This is a genomic window from Chitinophaga sp. (genome assembly GCF_039596455.1).
Taxonomy (GTDB): domain Bacteria; phylum Bacteroidota; class Bacteroidia; order Chitinophagales; family Chitinophagaceae; genus Chitinophaga.
The window spans coordinates 154,127-171,591 of record NZ_JBCNJR010000002.1 but is presented as its reverse complement, the minus strand read 5'-3'; the positions used below and the strand labels follow the sequence as shown (position 1 = coordinate 171,591).

Sequence of the window (17,465 nt, the reverse complement as noted above, 5' to 3'; positions counted from 1 at the left end):
TTAAAATAATATTACAAACGGCATTTCTCCCGTCCTCACCGGTTCCTGTTTTTTTACCGCTTTTCCGTAAATTTGTGCCGCTTTTATATCAAAAACCAAACCACCACGATCTTGGAACGTATCTATTTTGACAATGCGGCCACTACCGCGCTTGATAAAGCAGTGCTGGACGCCATGCTGCCTTACATGACCGACAAGTTCGGTAACCCTTCCTCTATTTACTCATACGGCCGCGAATCCCGTTTGGGCATAGAAAGCGCACGCAAAAGCGTGGCAAAGATCCTGAACGCCCACCCCGGCGAGATCTTCTTCACCTCCGGCGGAACGGAAAGCAGCAACACGGCCATACAAGCCGCCATCCGCGACCTGGGCTGCCGCCACATCATCAGCTCCCCTATTGAGCACCATGCCACCCTGCACACCGTAGAGCATATGCATTGCAAGGAAGAGATCAAACTCTCCTGGGTGAAGCTGCTGCCCAACGGGCATGTAGACATGGATGACCTGCGCGCCCTGCTGGCCGGCTCCAAAGAAAGATGCCTGGTATCCCTCATGCACGCCAACAACGAAATAGGCAACCTGCTGGACCTCTTTGCGGTGGGCAACCTCTGCAAGGAATACGATGCTATTTTCCATTCAGACACGGTGCAGACCGTAGGTCACTATCCTTTTGACCTCCGCAACACGCCCGTGCATTTCATCAACGGCGCCGGCCACAAATTCCATGGCCCCAAAGGCGTAGGCATCCTGTACATCAACGAGAACGTGAAGATCACGCCATACGTGCACGGCGGCTCCCAAGAGCGCAACATGCGCGCCGGCACGGAAAACCTGTACGGCATTGTAGGCTTTGCCAAAGCGCTGGAGCTGGCTACTGAACACCACGAAGAGCACAGCCGCTACATCAATGACCTGCGCATGTACATGGCGGCGCAGCTGCAGGAGCAAATCCCTTCCGTCACCTTCAACGGAGACCTTTTTGGCCGCAGCCTCTACACGGTGCTGAACGCCTCTTTCCCGAAATCAGAAAAGAGCGAAATGCTGCTCTTCAACCTGGATATCAACGGCATCTGCGCCAGCGGCGGCAGCGCGTGTACCTCCGGTGCGGATGCAGGCTCTCACGTGATCCGCGCCATCAACAACGATCCCAACAAGGTAGCGGTGCGTTTCTCCTTCTCCCGCCACAACACCAAAGCGGAAGTAGATAAAGTAGTAGCGAAGCTGAAAGAACTGATCTGATACAACATCTTCTGCATAAAAAAAACCGGTGCACTTACTGCACCGGTTTTTTTTATTGATACCCCGGGTTCTGCACCAGCGCCGGGTCTTTTTCTATTTCGGCCTGCGGTATGGGCACCAGGTAATTCTTGTCATAAAAATGCCGTTCCTCTACGGTAAACACGCTGTAGGTTTTATTACCCCCGGCATCTTTCCGGATGGATATGCCTTTGGCCGGCACGTTCAGCACCTGCGGCGCAATTTTCCAGCGGCGTACGTCAAAGTACCGGTGTGCCTCAAACGCCAGCTCAATGAACCGTTCGTTCTGCAGGCGCTTCAGCAGCGCGTCTCCGCTTTCGGTAACCGGCGGCATGTTTACGCCCGGCCGGCTCCGCACCTGGTTGATGTACTCCCGGCAAACATCTTCCCGGCCCAGGAAGAAACTGGCCTCCGCATAGTTGAGCAACACTTCCGCGTAGCGGAAAAACGGCCACGGCGGATCGCTGGCGTTGTTGTAATTAGGATCGGTGACAGACTCGTCAATATACTTCCTGGGGTAATAGCCGGTTTCACTGGCATTCCAGGGAGAGAGCGGGCCTTCTTTTGAATCTTTGCCGCCGGGCAGAAAAGTTTCTATTTCCCGGCCTTTGAATGGCGCGCCATCATACAGGATGGTGGCATAAAAACGCGGGTCCCGGTTAATATAAGGCTGCTGCGGGTTGTAAGCCGGATCTTCCGCGGGCAGCTTGCCGTTCAGCGTTTCATATTGATCTACCAGGTTCTGCAGCGGGTCTATCTGGCCAAAGCCGTTAAAGCCGTTGGGATAGAAGCGCAGCTCAATGCCCACGTTCTCCTGGTCTACCGCATGGTTAAAGGGCCGTACCCATATCATTTCACTGTTGTAGGCATGCGCGGCCGTGAACATGTCTTTATAGTTCGGGTACAGCTGGTACTCGCGCAGGTCAATCACCGCTTTGGCGGCATCCGCGGCTTTCTGCCATTTCTCCCGGTTGTTCTCCGGGTTGTTGAGCGGGCTGGCGGCATACAGCAAAGCCCTTGCCTTGATAGCCATGGCCGCGCCTTTGGTGAGGCGGCCCTGGTTTTTGGCATCGTACTCCAGGGGCAGCATGCTAATGGCCTCATCCAGCTCCGTCAATACAAAATTCAGGCATTCATCATAGCTGTTGCGGGGCAGGTTGAAATCATCGTCCAGTGAAAAGGGCGTGGTAATGAGCGGCACGCCGCCAAAGAAGCTGATGAGCCCGAAGTAGGCATAGGCGCGCAACGCTTTGACCTCGCCCGTCATGCGTTTTTTCACCGCGCTGTCTATCGGTGAGCTGGCGGTATTGGCCAGGAACAGGTTGCATTGCGTGATGCATTTATAGTAGCCGGGATCTGCGGAAGTGCCCACCCAATAATCAAGTGGGCCCAGGGCAGACGGGGAAATATTGCCCGCGTTGATCACGCTGTAGGAAGCGCTGCCGCGGGGCTTGCTTTCATCTGACAGGCAGAAGAGACGGCGGGAGTTGAACTGGAAACCATGCGGCATCACGCGGTACGTGTTGTTGATGAAGGTTTCTATGAGGGCCGCATCCTGCCATACTACCTTGTCTGAAAACTTGTTCAGCGGCCGGGTATCCAGCAGGTTGTTGTTGCAGGCGGCCAGCAGGTGCAGGGCCAGCAACAGGATGGCGGCTTTTGGAATATATCGCTGTATGTATTTCATGATCATTGCTTTTAGAACGTAACGTTGATGCCCAGGTTATAGATGCGGCTTTGCGGGTAAAAGAACCCGTCTCCGTTGGTGCCTTCCGGGTCTACCAGCTTCATGCGGGAGAGCGTGAACAGGTTGCTGCCGTTGGCGTACACCCTTGCGGTGGCTATCTTCAGGCTGCTGAGCAGGCCCGCGGGCAGCGAGTAGCCGATCTCCAGCGTTTTGAGGCGCATGAATGATGTGTTGTAGAGCCAGAAGGTGGAGGCCAGCGAGTTAACGCCTGACTGTAAAGGCAGGGTAGGATACTTTGAGCTCATGCTGCCTTCCGTATAACGGTTCTCCAGCAGTTCCTGCAAGGCGTTGTAACCCAGCAGCGCCTGGAAACGCAGGGGCTGCCACGATTTGGCGGCGCCGGCAAAATTGGCGAAGAGGGAAAACGCTTTGTATTCTACTGAAAAGTTCACGCCGTAGGTGATCTGCGGCGTGCTCGTTCTGTCTAGCCGTACCTGGTCTGCGGCGGTAATGGTACCGTCTCCGTTCACGTCTTCGTATTGCAGGTCTCCTACTTTGGTGCCGGGCACTACGGGTATATTGTCCAGCGCTTCCTTGGTGCGGATGATGCCTTTGCTGATGTAATACCGGCCGGCGTCAATGGCATGCCCTTCCTGCTTCTGCCATACCGGCACGTTGCTGGCTTCGCTGATCTCTATCACTTTGTTGGCGGCATATGCCAGGTTGCCGCTTACACGGTAAGACAACGTTTTTTTGTTCACGGCATGAGACAGCTCCAGCTCAAAACCTTTGTTCTCCACCACGCCAATGTTCTCGTTGGGCAGTGAAAGCCCCGTAAAGGAAGGCACGGCCAGGTTGCGGGTGGCCAGGATGTTGGAGCGCCGTTGTTTGAACACATCGAACGTGAAGCCCAGCAAACCGTTCCAGAAAATACCGTCCAGGCCCAGGTTGCTGAGGGTGGCTACTTCCCAGGTTACGAAGGGGTTGGGCGTAACGCCGGCGGTAAGGCCGAGTGACTGGCTGGCGGGCAGGCCGAAATTATACCCCTTGTTGCCCAGCGTGTACAAAGTGAGGAACTGGAAGGGATCAATCAGGTCATTCCCCATCTGGCCAATGGATGCGCGCAGCTTGAGGTTGTCTATAAAACTGAACCGTTCTTTCACAAAGTTCTCTCCTGAAATGCGCCAGGCCACCGCAACGCCGGGGAAGAAGCCGAACCGTCTGCCTTCCGGGAAGTTGGAAGACCCGTCGTACCGGAAATTAAAATCAAGCAGGTACTTCTCCCTGAAGTCGTAATGCAGGCGGCCAAAAACGTTCTGCCGGCCGGTTTCAAGCGCCGTACCGTCTGCTTCCTGGTTAATGAGGCTGCCGGCAAACAGCTCGTCTATTTCGGTGGAAATAAAGTTGCGGCGGAAAGCGGAAAGATCGTCACTCCGCCCCTTTGATTGTTCTACGGCCACAAAGGTGTTCACGAAGTGCTCATTGAACCGCCTTTCATATTTCAGGCGCAGGTTGATGAGCGTGTTCCTGTCTACGCCCACGGTCTGCGTCAGCTGCGGTAATACAATGCCGCCGCCTGTTACGGGCAGGTAGGTATTATTGGCTTTATCGTAGTTATACACCGTCCACGGCGTTTGCCAGTTTTTCCCGATACTGGTTACGTTGCGGTAGTTGAAATAACCGTCCGCTCCCAGGCCTTCCACCCAGGGGATGCTGATATCAAAACCGGCTTTGGCAAAGAAGCGCTGTATGCGGCTATTGCTGTTGCCGGTAGCATCCGAGGCCATGATGGCCGGGTTCTCTCCGCGCTCCACGCCGGCAGACGGCAGGCCGTTGGCGTAATACACCGGCATGAAAGGCAGGTTGTTGTTCAGCGCCTGGAAAATTTGCCGGGTAGCGGCGGCAGCGGTGGTATTGAAGGCGGGATAATTGCCTTCATCTATATTGCCGTTGAGATCAAGGCTTACCTTGATGTATTTGTTGATCTGCGCATCCAGGTTGGAGCGGAGGGAATACACCTTGAAGTTGTGGCTGCCTTTTTTGAAGATGCTGTTCTGGTTGGAGTACGAGCCGGACAGCAGGTAGCGGATGTCTTTGTTGCCGCCTCTTACATTGAGGTGATGCTGGCTTTGCGGGCTGAATTTCCGCAGCACTTCATCAAACCAGTTTACGTTGGGATAGTTCACCGGGTCTGAGCCGTCTGCGAATTTCCTGATCTCTTCTTCCGTGAATTGCGGCTGCTGGCCTTGTTTGATCAGCATTTCGTTGAAGTAGCCCGCCAGCGTGGCGGAGTTGCCCATTTCAGGTATTTGCGTGGGCTGGGTGAAGCCCTGGTTGTAGGTGTAGCTGATGGTCGGCTTGCCGGTGTTGCCTCTTTTGGTGGTGATGAGAATAACGCCGTTGGCGGCCTGCGCCCCGTAAATGGCTGCGGAAGCGTCTTTCAGCACGGAGATGGACTCAATGTCGTTCGGGTTGATGCGCTGCCAGCCGGAAGCGTTCTGTATACCGTCTACCACCACCAGGGGGTTGTTGTTCCCCGTGGTGTTCCTGCCGCGGATGAGAATAGTGGCGTCATCCCGGCCCGGCTCTCCTGTAACGTTTTTTGTGACCAGCCCGGGCAGCAGGCCCGTGATGGCATTGGAAACGCTCACGGCAGGCGTATGTTTCAATTCGCTGCCGCTCACGCTGGCCACCGAGCCGGTGAGGTCTACCTTTTTCTGGCTGCCGTAGGCAACCACCACTACTTCCGTGAGGCCGGAGGTGGCCGTTTTGAGCTGAATATTAAGATCGCTTTTACCGGCCACGGGTATTTCCTGCGTCTGGTAGCCGATGAACGAAACGATCAGCACGGCGTCATTGTCTACCTCCAGCGTAAAGTTGCCTGCAGCATCTGTGGCCGCGCCCCTGGAGGTGCCTTTCACCTGAACGGACACGCCCGGTATGGGGCTGCCGTCTTCCCCGGTTACGTGGCCTTTTACCGGCTTCTTTTGCCGGATGGCTTCCGGCTGCGGGGCGGCAGGCTCCGGCGGCAGCGGCCGCCGCTTGATGGCAATCACGCTGTCAAATATCTGGTACGTGAGCGGCTGCCCGGCCAGCATCATGTCAAGCGCCTGCCGCAGCGGTACGCCCTTTACGTGGATGGTGACGGGCTTTGCGGCTTTCAGCGCGTTGTTGTCTGTAATAAAAAAGCTGAACCTCGTTTGTTTCCTGACCTGGGAAAAGAGTTTTTCCAGGGTAGCGTTCCGTTCAGACAAGGTAACCGTTTGGGCCACCCCGCTGGCGGATACCTGGAGAAATGCAACAGTCAAGAAGATGAAGGTCAATTTCATAACTAAGAACATTTTAGCCGCCCATGGGGGCATGGCACGTCCGTCAGAAGGCATAAAAATGGCTTCCGGCCGCAAGAACAGATTAAATTTCATAGTTTAGCTGTACGGTTTTGGTTAATAAATCTGCTATCCCGTTCCGGATGCCAGTCTGAAAACGGGTAGCATTGTCTACATGTAGCCAGAACATTGTAACCGGGTCAAGACGCCAATCGAAGCCCGGTTTTTTTATGTGCTGTTCTATTGCCCTATAATGGTTACCTGGTTGCCTGATACTTCCAGCCGCACATCGCCAAACTCGATCAGCCGCAGCAGATTTTTCAATGAAATGGAGCGGGGTATCTCACCCGCAAATTCTTTCTGCGGCACCTTGCCTTTGTAGGTGATCTCCACATCGTACCAGCGGGAAATTTCGCGCATCACGGCCGGCAGGTCCATGCCGCCGAACTGGAAGTAGCCGTTCTTCCAGGCCATGACCCTGTTTACGTCTACATGCTTCACCACCCGCAGTTGCCGGCTGTTTACCTGCGCCTGCTCTCCTGCCTGCAGCACCGCCTGCTCCCCTCCTGCCGTTACTCTCACGGAACCTTCCAGCAAGGTGGTGTTGATGCCGGCTTCTCCCTCATAGCTGTTGATATTGAAATGCGTGCCCAGCACTTCCACTTCCGTACGCTCGTTGATCTGCACCCTGAAAGGCATGGCGGCGTTTTTGGCCACTTCAAAATAGGCTTCGCCCGTGATCTCCACTTTCCGTTCATTGCCCGCGAAAACAGCGGGATATTTTATTTTGCTGTCTGCATTGAGCCACACCAGGGAACCGTCTGGCAGCAACAAACGGAACTGCCGCCCGCGCGGGGTGGTCATGGTATTATATACAGCGGGGCCATCTGCGGCATTGGCCGTATTGTAGGCCAGCACCCCGTTCTGCAGCACCACGCTGCTGCTGCTCTGGGTGGCAATGAGGCCATTGCCCAGGCTGTCCAGCACCACTTCGGTACCATCTGCCAGGGTGAGCACCGCGCCCGGCCTGCCGGGCGCCACATCTGTACGGGCCGGGGCGGAGTGGCGGGTAGCCAGCTGCATTGTTTTTTGCGGCCGCAGCCAGAAAAAGGCGCCCACCCCCAGCAGCATAACAACCGCGGCGGCATAGCGCAGCCAACGCCGCCGGAGCAGCGGCAAACGGCGGATAACCGGTTGCCCGCCGGCCTGTTCAAGCACGCCGGCATACAAACGGTCTGCCGTTGTTTCAGGCAACTCCTCCGCCGGCGCATAGCTTTGCCAGGCTTCTTCCAGGGCGGCCTTCAGCTCCTCATCCTGCTCTGCCTGCAACAGCAGTGCCGCCAGCTCTTCCTTCTCAGCGGGTGTGCTGCTTTTATTGAAATGCTTTTCCAGTAAATATTTCAGTTTTGATACAGGCATACAACATACTTTAGCGGCCGGCGTACAGCGGCCCTTATAGTGTATGACAAATGAAAATGACCCTGGGAGTAGTAGCGGGAACTATTTTTTTATTTTCCCAGCAAGTTGAAGACAATACAGATAACAACGGGGGAAACGGGGTGATGGCCAAACTGCTCCCGGATGAAGTGCAGGGCCTGCTGCATGTGCTTTTTTACCGTGAAGGGGGATATATTGAGGCGGCTGGCAATTTCCTTGTGTTTGAGGCCTTCTACCCGGCTAAGGTGGTATACCAGCTTCTGTTGGGACGGCAGTTTTTCTACCGCGCTGTCCAGCAGCTGCTTCAGCTCCCGGTGGGCAAACTGCTCATCTGCCGCCTGCACCGCGGGCTCCTGCCTGCCGAGTTCTGTGAGCACAACGGTTTCCCGCGCCAGGCGCTTCAGGCCGTTGATAGTGTGGTTCAACGCCAGGCGGTACACCCAGGCGTTGAAGTTCTTCACCTCCGCCAGGGCGGCGCGCTCCAGCCATACCTTTATAAATACGTCCTGCAGCCCGTCTTCCGCGGTTTGGCGGCATTCGGTCATGCGGAGAATATAAAAGTATATCTTGTTGCGGTAGGCGTCAAACAGACTGCGGAAAGCGCCTTCATCTCCGGCCGCTACCCGTTGCAACAGCTCCCTTTCATTATGTGGTACTTCTTTCGGCAAGTTTTTGGTTGACTTTTATAACAACGGGCCATTGCCCGGTACATAAAAGTACAAAAATGCCGGTATCAGGTATATAAATTTTGCTATTGCTGTTTATGAATACTTGGTGATCACGTCATAGAACTTGTCCCGGTAGCCTTCGCTGATGGGAATGCTCTGGTTGGCTATCATCACCGTGTTGCGCTCTACGGAATTGATCTTGTTCATGGCCACCAGGTAAGAGCGGTGCACGCGCATGAACTTGTCTTTCGGCAGGCGGCTTTCAAAAGCCTTCAGGCTCTTGAGGGTGAGCACGGGCTGGTTGTTGGTGTAGATCTTGATATAATCTTTCAATGCTTCTATGTACAGGATGTCTTCCAGGTTGATCTTGATGATCTTGTACTCTGTTTTTACAAAAATATAATCGTACTCCATGCTTTTGGGCTGGGATACCTGCTGGTACTCCTGCGCCTTGGTAACCGCTTTCAGGAAGCGCTCAAAGGGGATGGGCTTGAGCAGGTAGTCTACCACGTCAAGGTTAAAACCGTCCATGGCATACTCTTCGTACGCCGTGGTGAAAATAACCATAGGCGGGTGCTTCAGCGATTTAAGGAACTGGATGCCTGTGATGTCCGGCATTTTAATGTCCAGGAACAACAGGTCTACCGGCTCTTCCTGCAAATAGCGGAGGGCCAGGGCGGCGTTCTCGAATGTTTTCACCTGCATGGGAAAAGGTGCCTTTGCAACAAAGTCCTCGATGATCTCCAACGCCAGCGGCTCATCATCAAGAGCTAAACACTTCATCATGTTTCAGCGCAATTTTAAGGTCAGCAATAAATTCTTCTCCATGCTCTCTGACAGTTATAGTATGTGCATCTGTGTACAGCAGGCTCAGGCGCTTCAACACGTTGTTGAGGCCTACCCCGCCCTTTTCGGCCATGCGCTGCCTGAAAAGGCGGTTGCGTACCACCAGCTGGAATACGCCGTCTTGCCCGATGTGCATGCGGATGTGTATGTAAGACGGCTCCGTATAGCTGATGCCGTGTTTAAAAGCATTTTCCACGAAGGGGATCAGCAGCATGGGCGCAATTTCAAGGTTTGCGCCGTCTTCTCCTTCCACCGTTACTTCAACGGGTATGCTGCGCGCCATGCGCAGGCGCTGTATGTCTATATAATCCTGCAAATACCGCAGCTCCGTTTGCAGGGGCACTTTGTCTTCGTTGCTCTGGTAGATCATGTAACGCATAATGGTGGAGAGCTTTACGAGTGCATGCTCGGTTTCAGGGGAGCGGCGGTGCGCCAGGGAATAGATGGTATTGAGACTGTTGAACAGGAAATGCGGGTTGATCTGGGACTTCAGGAACTTCAGCTCTGCGTTGAGGTTAGCCACCTTCAGCGCTTCGCGCTGCTTTTCGCTTTTGAACCACTCCATGGCAATCTTTATAAAGCCGCTCATGAACAGCATGAGCAAGGCAAAGGTGCCAGACCTCCGGAGCATTTCAGGGAAGAAAAAATGCATCATGAACACCCCGTCACGGAAGGGCCTTGCGGGCATGGCTTCCGTAAAAGCTGCCGGCACGGCCCTGATGGCCACACCGCTGTCTATGACCGCTCCATGGCTGCGCCAGCTGCGGTAGAGGCGCTTGCGCCAGTGCATGGGGTTTCTTCTCAGCATGCTGTCACGGAACGCCATCACATGCGCACCGCCTGCTACCACAATGTCTCCACGCGCGGTACGGATGGCCATTGCAGGCCCGGGCCCACGCTCGTCATCTGCATGGTATATAACATTAGAAACAACCGCCGGGCCGGGGCCGCCAAAGGCCACCGTTTGCAACACCGCGCTGTCTTCCCCTTCCGGCAGCGGTATCTCCAGCGGCGGGGCGGGCACAAAAGAAGAATCGCCTTCCGCTATAAAAAAAGGCGGCCGGTCCATGATGGCGGTCATGAACCGGTATTCTACCACCGCCTGTTGTATCGCAATAAAAATAATGAGCCCCAGCACGCACGCAATGTAAATACCGATGCGCTTGAGCGTAAAGAACTTCGGTATCAGCACGTACACGTTGAGGTAGAACAGTCCAACGAGGAACAAGGTGTTGATGGCTTCCTTGATGAAGAAAGACCGGTCTGCCACCTGTATGCGGTAAGCAAAGAAAGGAAAGAGGAAAATGCATGTCCATGCAGCAATGTGCATAGAGATAATTACCAGCCTGTTCCTGAATATGTTCCTGATGCTGACCATAGGCGCTAATCGGCGATAAACATACATCACAATACTCTTAAGCAAGTGTTAAAACACCCTGTGCGAGTCTTAACTAAGTGTTAAAGTTAACGGGGCCGGATGTGAAGACTGTCCAGCTCACGCAGGCTTACGGCGGGAGACTGGCCGTGCCGCAGTTTATGCAATACCAGGCTGCCTACACGCATGGCTTCTTCTTTACTGCTGAATGGATGATGCCCGGCCACTGCCGGAATTTCTGCCTGGTAGATAACGGGGCGGCCGTTGTGCAGGATGCGGTAGCCCCAGCTGCTGCCGGTGTGCACCGGTGCCAGCCGGAGCCCTTCTTTCTTTCCCTGGCAGGAAAAAAACAGTGCGGCCGGTGGCACGGTGAACATCACCAGGCGATGGAATCGTTTAATCATTTTCATTGTACTCCTGGTCCGGTTCAAACCTGTAAATATCATCCAGCGGCAGGCTGGAAGTGCGGCCTGCCAATACATACCCTTTGCCGCCCAGCGTAAAGGCGCAGGCGCCGGTACGGGCCACGCCTTCAAAATCACGCCGCTTGGTCCACAGGTCTGCAACAGGGTCATACTCCCAGGTGTGGGCAGAAAGGCCGCCTTTGGAACCGGTGGCCACATAACCCTTGTTGTTCATGACAAAGGCCACGGCATTGCTGCGCACAATATCATAGTCGTTGTCATAATCTTCATCGCTCAGGTTGGCGATCTGTCTTTTAGGCGTCCAGTTGTCTTCATCCGCATCGTATACGTAAAAGTCTGTTTTGTATTCGGCGTTGTTGGTGCCGGTCACTATATAAGCCTTGTCCGCAATTACAAAGGCCACGGCTTCCGTGCGTTTGGAACCGCCGAAAGACTGGCGCTCGTTCCACTCGTCTTTCACGGGGTCATACTGCCATACGTCTTTCAGCGCGCCGCCGTCATTCCCCGTGGCAATGTAGCCCATGCCTTTCAGGGCAAAACCCACGGCATCCCGGCGCGCCAGGCTGATGGCGGGGTTGGGCCCTGCCAGCGGCGCTTTGGGCGCCCAGTTGCCCGTAGCCGGAGAATACGCCCAGAGATCGTTCAGGCGGTTCAGGCCGTCAAAGCCCGTGCCCACATAAGCCACATTGTTGATCACAAAGGCGGTAGCGCTGCTGCGCACAGGCGCCTGTTCAGGCAGATCGTTGATCTGGCTCCAGCCGCGGGAAGGTGTGTACTTCCAGAAATCTCGGAGATATTTTTCCCCGTCGTACCCGGTGCCGATGTAAGCCGTATCCCCAATGGTAAAGGCCACCGCTTCGGAACGCGGCTTGCCGCTCATTTCCGATACCTCCACCCAGTTACCCGTCTCATCGTCCGTAGAATCGCTTTTGGAACAAGCTGCCAGCAGGCCCACCAGTATCCATCCATAGTTTCTTGCAATGTGCATACAATTGTTTTTTTTAACGGTTTCAAAATTATCGGGGTAACTGTTACAGGTATGATAAAATAGACGGAAAGGAGGCATACGGGGATGAATACGGCCTTTTCATCTGCCAACACCGGGGTTTTATCCTTTTACCGCAAAAGGCCTGTAAACGGCCTTAAAATGGCAACCACCGGCCATATGCCTGCACTCATCGATAAATATCCCACACTGGCATAATACCCGTATGCAGCCCATGCAGGCTGATTATCATTGCGCCGTTATGCAAGTACAAAAAATATTACTGGGAGTAGCGGCCGCGTGCAGCTTCGCGGCGTGTGACAAAGCGGGGTTTACCTATGATAACGTGACGGACGGCGGCCATGTGCAGTATACGCTGCTGGACACGCTGGAGATACAGATGCGTACCGTGCAGCCTGATTCCATTGCCACCTCCGGCACCGGCATAGCGCTGGCCGGCGTGTATACGGATGAATACTTCGGAAAGATCAGCGCAGGCAGCTACTTCCGCGTAGCATTGCCCACAGAGCGCACGCTGGCAGACAACGCCGTGTATGATTCCATAGAGCTGGTGATGAAACCCAACGGGTACGCCTATGGGGATACATTGCCCCTGCAGACCCTGCAGGTATACCAGCTGCAGCAGCCGCTGGTATTGCCGGAGAATTACACCATGCTGTTCAGCCACCAGCAATTCTCTTACAGCAGCACGCCGCTGTTCTCGCAGCCCGTGCTGATAACGCCCACAGCGGGTAACCTGCTGCACCTGCGGCTCAACGATGCCAAAGGCGCGGAGCTGTTTACACTGTTGAAGAACAAGGCCACCGAAGTATCTTCCGAAGATTTTTTCCGCGAATATTTTAAAGGCCTGCACATCAGGGGCAGCAATAACACGGCGGTGTTCGGCTTCACCGCGGCAGACAGCAGCCTTTACCTGCGCCTGCACTACCATGTGGTAACGCATGAGAAAGAAGAAAAGTACCTGGATTTTTTAATGACCACGCCCGAGCTGCAATACAACGCCATACAGCGGGAGCGCGGCGGCACGCCGCTGGAAGGCCTGCAACCGGGCGCCGGCCTGGCGAGTGAAGCTACAGGCAACCGCGCTTACCTGCAGGCGCTGAGCGGCGCCCTCGTCCGGATGGACTTCCCCTCTCTTTCCGCGCTGCAGGAGCTGGGGCGGTACGGCCGCATACAGCGGGCGGAGCTGGTGCTGCGGCCCGTGAGCGGCACTTATGTGCGGGAAGCCCTGCCGCCGCGGCTGGCGCTTTGCCTGGCAGACAGCAAAAACCGGGTGGCCTCGGGAGATACCCTGCTCACCGCGCTGGGCATGTCTCAATACGGCAGCCTGGTAACAGACAAGCTGAACCCTGAAAATACCAGCTACGTGTACGATGTAACCACCTACTGCAAATCCATGATGAACGCAGACAGCTATACCTACCGCGGGCTGCTGCTTTCTCCCCCCGCCGGGGAATATGTTACGCAGTTCAACCGCCTGGTGCTGGGCAATGGAAAAAACAGCCAGCACCGCGCCCAACTAAAGATCTATTACCTTTTATACCAATAGCCATGCGACTTTTTACCACCGGATGCCTTCTTTTGCTGACCCTGTACGCACAGGCGCAGAAAGGCGTGAACTCTCTTTACTCCGCCTTCGGCATTGGCGACCTGGAAGAAAAAGATTACAGCCGCAGCTTTGGCGTAGGCAGCGCCGGTATTGGCCGCGGCTCCAACAATTTCCTGAACGAGCTGAACCCGGCCTCCTATAGCCGCCTGCCCATGGAAACGTTTTTCTTTGAGGCCTCCGTAGCCGGCAAAACGGTGCAGTACAATACCAGCACCTCCTATCAAACCGCGGGAGACATCGGGTTCAAAAGATTTGCCCTGGGTTTTAAAGCGCACAAACGCTGGGGCATGAGCCTGGGCCTGATGCCTTACAGCCGCGTAGACTACAAGCTGCTGAACACCCGCACCATAGAAGGCACCGGCTCTTCCATCCGCAACGCGGTGGAGGGCAGCGGCGGCATTAACCGCCTGTATTTTTCCAACGCCGTGCAGCTCACCAAAAACTTTTCCATCGGCGCGTCTGCCGCCATGCTGTTTGGCCCTGTGTCTACCACAGACAGCCTGGGCGGCGGCGGCACTACGGAAGATGTATATTCCGAAGTAAACAATGCTTACCGCAGCTTTGAGCTCAACACCGGCCTGCAGTACAGCGGCCAGGTGGGTGAATGGCAGCTGGGCGCAGGCCTTACCTACCGCCTACAAAGCCAGCTGGTCAACTCGCAGGACTTCTCGCTGAAAGACGCAGATCAGAACGTGCTTTACACAGAAACGCGGAAGGCGGTTGACTACCGGCTGCCGGAGCAGATAGGCGCGGGCATTCATATTTCCAACGGGCAGCTGGCCTGGCTCGCGGACTACCGGCAGCAAAACTGGCAGGGGCTGAACGAGAACAAATCAGATTACAAATACATCACCGCCAAAAGATATGCCGGCGGTATGGAATACACCTTTTACCGGGATTATTTCAACACGCGCATGGAAGGGCTGATACTGCAGGCCGGCGTGAATTACTCCACCGGCTACCTGCGCGTGAAAGGCGAACCGCTGACAGATTTCGGCGTTACGGCCGGCGCCTCGCTGCCCAGCAGAACAGGGCATTTGCGGTATTACATTGGTCTGGAAGGCGGGCAGCGCGGGCGCGCCGTGAAAGGACTGGTGAAAGAGAATTACCTGAACGTGGTGCTGCACCTTTCCCTGCGTGACAACTGGTTCTTCAAACGCAGGGAACTATAACAGGCCGGCGGGTAAACGGGGAACCGGAGCTCTGCAAAACCTTTATACATTCTCCCCCAAAAAACGGTTTTCCTTTACCCGCCGGTTTATTTTTGCAGATGGCGCCACTCACCGCTGCACCTCTTTTGCGCCCTGCTGCACAGGCTGCGCCAGCAGCTCCCGGAACCACTTGCCGGAGTCTTTCATAGTTCTGCGCTGTGTTTCAAAATCTACATGCACCAGGCCGAAGCGGGCCTTGTACCCTTCCGCCCACTCAAAATTATCTGTGAGCGTCCAGGCAAAATAACCGGTAACGGGTACGCCGCTACGTTTTGCCAGCAGCACAGCGGAGAGGTATTCTTTAAAATATGCCACCCGCGCCCTGTCATTCACTTCCCCGTTCTGCAATACATCATCAAAGGCGGCGCCGCTTTCCGTTACCATTATTTCCTTCACGCCTTTGTAGGCGGCAAACTGCTGCAAGATGCTGTACATGCCCTGCCCGCTGATTTCCCAGCCCAGCCCGGTGAGCGGCACCTGGCGGTAGCGGGCTTTCACTTCGGAGGCCTGCACATACGGCATGAACGCATTGTACCGTACCACCAGCGGGAAATAATTCTGCAGGCCAATAAAATCAAAGCTGAAAGGCAGCTTCTCCCAATCCCGCCAGAGGGCGTAGCGGCGTTCTATGCGTTTCAGCAGCGGGAAGGCGTCTGCCGGGTACCCCATGCCCAGTGCGGGCTCTATGAACAGGCGGTTAAACAGTGCGTCTGCGCGGCGGGCCGCCTGCAGGTCGTTATTATTGGTAGTGTAGGGAATGATCTGTGAGCAGGAATAGGTAGTGCCCACCCTGGCCTGCGGCGTCTCCGCGCGTACGGCGCGGCCGCCCTCCGCCTGCGCCAGCGCCACATGATGTACCGCCGGCAAAAAGTAGGAAAGGCCGAATTTGCCCGGCGCATGCACGCCCAGCATATAACCCAGGGAGGTGAAACCAAAAGGCTCGTTCAGCACCAGCCAGTTCTTCACCTTGTGCCCGTAGGTACGCGCGCAAAGCGCGGCAAAAGCCTCAAACGCGAACACCGTGCCCCGGTGACACCAGCCGCCCTTCTGCTCCAGCGCCTGGGGAAGGTCCCAGTGGTAAAGGGTTACATAAGGCTCCAGGCCCGCGGCCAGGCAGGCGTCTATTACCCGGTGGTAGAAGTCAATGCCGGCCTGGTTAACCGCCCCTGTTCCGTTGGGCATAATGCGGCACCAGGAAAGGGAAAAACGGAATACGTTAAAACCCATCTGTTTGGCCAGCGCAATATCTTCCGCGTACAGCTCAAAGAAATTGCAGGCATGGCGGGCGTGAGTGCCGTCTTTGATCTTGCCTTTGCGGGCGGTAAAAGCGTCCCAGATAGACATGCCTTTCCCCTGCGCATCATGCGCCCCTTCATTCTGAAAGGCCGAAATGGCCACGCCCCATTTAAACGCGGGCCCAAAATCGCTACGGCTGAATTTGTCCAATACGGATGCCCTTTTGTTGTTTTCTTCCTGTAATATGTAACATGTAGCCGACATCACCGAACTTCCGGCAGGAATTTAACAATTTAACAATCAGCGTTGTACCTTTGCGCCGTATGAAACAGGTTTCTACTCTTTTTACCATATCCCTGGCCATTATTTTTTCTGCCTGCCAGCCGGGCAGCCACCCAACAGACGAAAAAGACATACCGCCCGTAGTGGAAAAGCTGAACCCCATGGTGCTGATACCGGGGGGCGCATTTGAAATGGGGGCGGATGATGATACCGGCATGCCGGACGAGTACCCCCGCCACCTGGTAAAGCTGGATTCTTTCTGGATAGACGGGCATGAAGTGACCAACGCCGAGTTCAGCGCCTTTGTGGCCGCCACCGGCTACGTTACCACCGCGGAACAGCCTATTTCCAAAGCAGAGCTGATGCAAACCCTGCCTCCCGGCTCCCCCGAGCCAGACAGCGCCATGCTGCTGCCCGGCTCCCTGGTGTTCGTTCCCACGCAGGAGGCGGTAGACCTGAATGATGTAAGCCAGTGGTGGAGCTTTGTACGCGGCGCAGACTGGCGGCATCCCAACGGCCCCAACAGCAGTATTGAAGGAAAAGACAATTACCCCGTAGTACATGTTTCCTGGAACGATGCGCAGGCCTATGCCTCCTGGGCCGGCAAACGCCTGCCCACGGAAGCGGAATGGGAGTTTGCGGCCAGAGGCGCGCTCAAAGGGCAGCCTTTCCCCTGGGGCAGCGAAATCCCGCAGGAGGGTAAATCCAAAGCCAACATCTGGAGCGGGCATTTCCCTTACGAAAACACGAAGAAAGACGGCTTTGAAGGCACCGCCCCCGTCAAATCGTTTGCGCCTAACGGCTACCAGCTGTATGACATGGCCGGCAACGTGTGGGAATGGACGGCAGACTGGTACAACAGTGATTATTACGCACAGGAAACACCGGGCCGCCTCAACCCGCAGGGCGCCAACGCGCCGCACGACCCGCTTGACCCGGAGCCCAAACGCGTGATCCGCGGCGGCTCATTCATGTGCAGCGACGAATATTGCAGGGGTTACCGCGTTTCCGCAAGAATGAAAACCAGCCCCACCTCGGGGCTGTCTAACCTGGGCTTCCGCTGCGCGCGCAGTGTGTTCAGGGCGCACAGGTAACTTTTG

13 protein-coding genes are annotated in these 17,465 nt (G+C 55.4%); 4 read left to right on the top strand and 9 right to left on the bottom strand.

Annotation, left to right across the window (positions count from 1 at the left end; genetic code table 11):
- Positions 1 to 111: 111 nt before the first annotated feature.
- Entirely contained in the window at positions 112 to 1,239 is a 1,128-nt protein-coding gene (locus tag ABDW36_RS10410; RefSeq protein WP_343701832.1) for a cysteine desulfurase family protein, read from the top strand.
- Positions 1,240 to 1,291: 52 nt separating this feature from the next.
- On the opposite strand, the gene ABDW36_RS10405 is transcribed toward ABDW36_RS10410, so the two are convergent.
- The 8 genes from ABDW36_RS10405 to ABDW36_RS10370 form a co-directional block, all read right to left on the bottom strand.
- Positions 1,292 to 2,944 carry a RagB/SusD family nutrient uptake outer membrane protein gene (locus ABDW36_RS10405; protein WP_343701831.1) on the bottom strand — a complete coding sequence of 551 codons (1,653 nt, stop codon included), beginning with the start codon at positions 2,942 to 2,944 and terminating at the stop codon, positions 1,292 to 1,294.
- A gap of 11 nt (positions 2,945 to 2,955) precedes the next feature.
- Entirely contained in the window at positions 2,956 to 6,273 is a 3,318-nt protein-coding gene (locus ABDW36_RS10400; protein WP_343701830.1) for a TonB-dependent receptor, read from the bottom strand.
- A gap of 237 nt (positions 6,274 to 6,510) precedes the next feature.
- Entirely contained in the window at positions 6,511 to 7,689 is a 1,179-nt protein-coding gene (locus tag ABDW36_RS10395) for a FecR domain-containing protein (RefSeq protein WP_343701829.1), read from the bottom strand.
- 89 nt (positions 7,690 to 7,778) lie between these two features.
- Positions 7,779 to 8,375, bottom strand: coding sequence for an RNA polymerase sigma-70 factor (locus tag ABDW36_RS10390; RefSeq protein WP_343701828.1), 597 nt, complete (start codon positions 8,373 to 8,375; stop codon positions 7,779 to 7,781).
- Positions 8,376 to 8,468: 93 nt separating this feature from the next.
- The gene (locus ABDW36_RS10385; protein WP_343701827.1) at positions 8,469 to 9,161 is read right to left on the bottom strand and encodes a LytTR family DNA-binding domain-containing protein; all 693 of its coding nucleotides are present in this window, start codon (positions 9,159 to 9,161) and stop codon (positions 8,469 to 8,471) included.
- Entirely contained in the window at positions 9,139 to 10,599 is a 1,461-nt protein-coding gene (locus ABDW36_RS10380; protein WP_343701826.1) for a sensor histidine kinase, read from the bottom strand. Before ABDW36_RS10380 ends, ABDW36_RS10385 begins: the two co-directional genes overlap by 23 nt.
- An 86-nt stretch (positions 10,600 to 10,685) precedes the next feature.
- Positions 10,686 to 11,000, bottom strand: coding sequence for a DUF4907 domain-containing protein (locus tag ABDW36_RS10375; RefSeq protein ID WP_343701825.1), 315 nt, complete (start codon positions 10,998 to 11,000; stop codon positions 10,686 to 10,688).
- Positions 10,993 to 12,009, bottom strand: a complete 1,017-nt coding sequence (locus tag ABDW36_RS10370; RefSeq protein ID WP_343701824.1) for a hypothetical protein — start codon at positions 12,007 to 12,009, stop codon at positions 10,993 to 10,995. Before ABDW36_RS10370 ends, ABDW36_RS10375 begins: the two co-directional genes overlap by 8 nt.
- Before the next feature lie 259 nt (positions 12,010 to 12,268).
- Here ABDW36_RS10370 and ABDW36_RS10365 point away from each other — a divergent pair, with 259 nt between their 5' ends.
- Positions 12,269 to 13,576 carry a DUF4270 family protein gene (locus tag ABDW36_RS10365; protein WP_343701823.1) on the top strand — a complete coding sequence of 436 codons (1,308 nt, stop codon included), beginning with the start codon at positions 12,269 to 12,271 and terminating at the stop codon, positions 13,574 to 13,576.
- A gap of 2 nt (positions 13,577 to 13,578) precedes the next feature.
- Complete coding sequence (locus ABDW36_RS10360; RefSeq protein ID WP_343701822.1) at positions 13,579 to 14,808, top strand: hypothetical protein; 1,230 nt, start codon at positions 13,579 to 13,581, stop codon at positions 14,806 to 14,808.
- A 108-nt stretch (positions 14,809 to 14,916) separates the two neighbouring features.
- Here the strand turns inward: ABDW36_RS10360 and ABDW36_RS10355 are convergent, their stop codons facing one another.
- Positions 14,917 to 16,293 (bottom strand): GH1 family beta-glucosidase, encoded by a 1,377-nt coding sequence (locus ABDW36_RS10355; protein ID WP_343701821.1) that lies wholly within the window; start codon positions 16,291 to 16,293, stop codon positions 14,917 to 14,919.
- Between the two features lie 113 nt (positions 16,294 to 16,406).
- Between ABDW36_RS10355 and ABDW36_RS10350 the strand changes: the two genes are divergently transcribed.
- Positions 16,407 to 17,459, top strand: coding sequence for a formylglycine-generating enzyme family protein (locus ABDW36_RS10350; protein WP_343701820.1), 1,053 nt, complete (start codon positions 16,407 to 16,409; stop codon positions 17,457 to 17,459).
- Positions 17,460 to 17,465 lie beyond the last annotated feature (6 nt).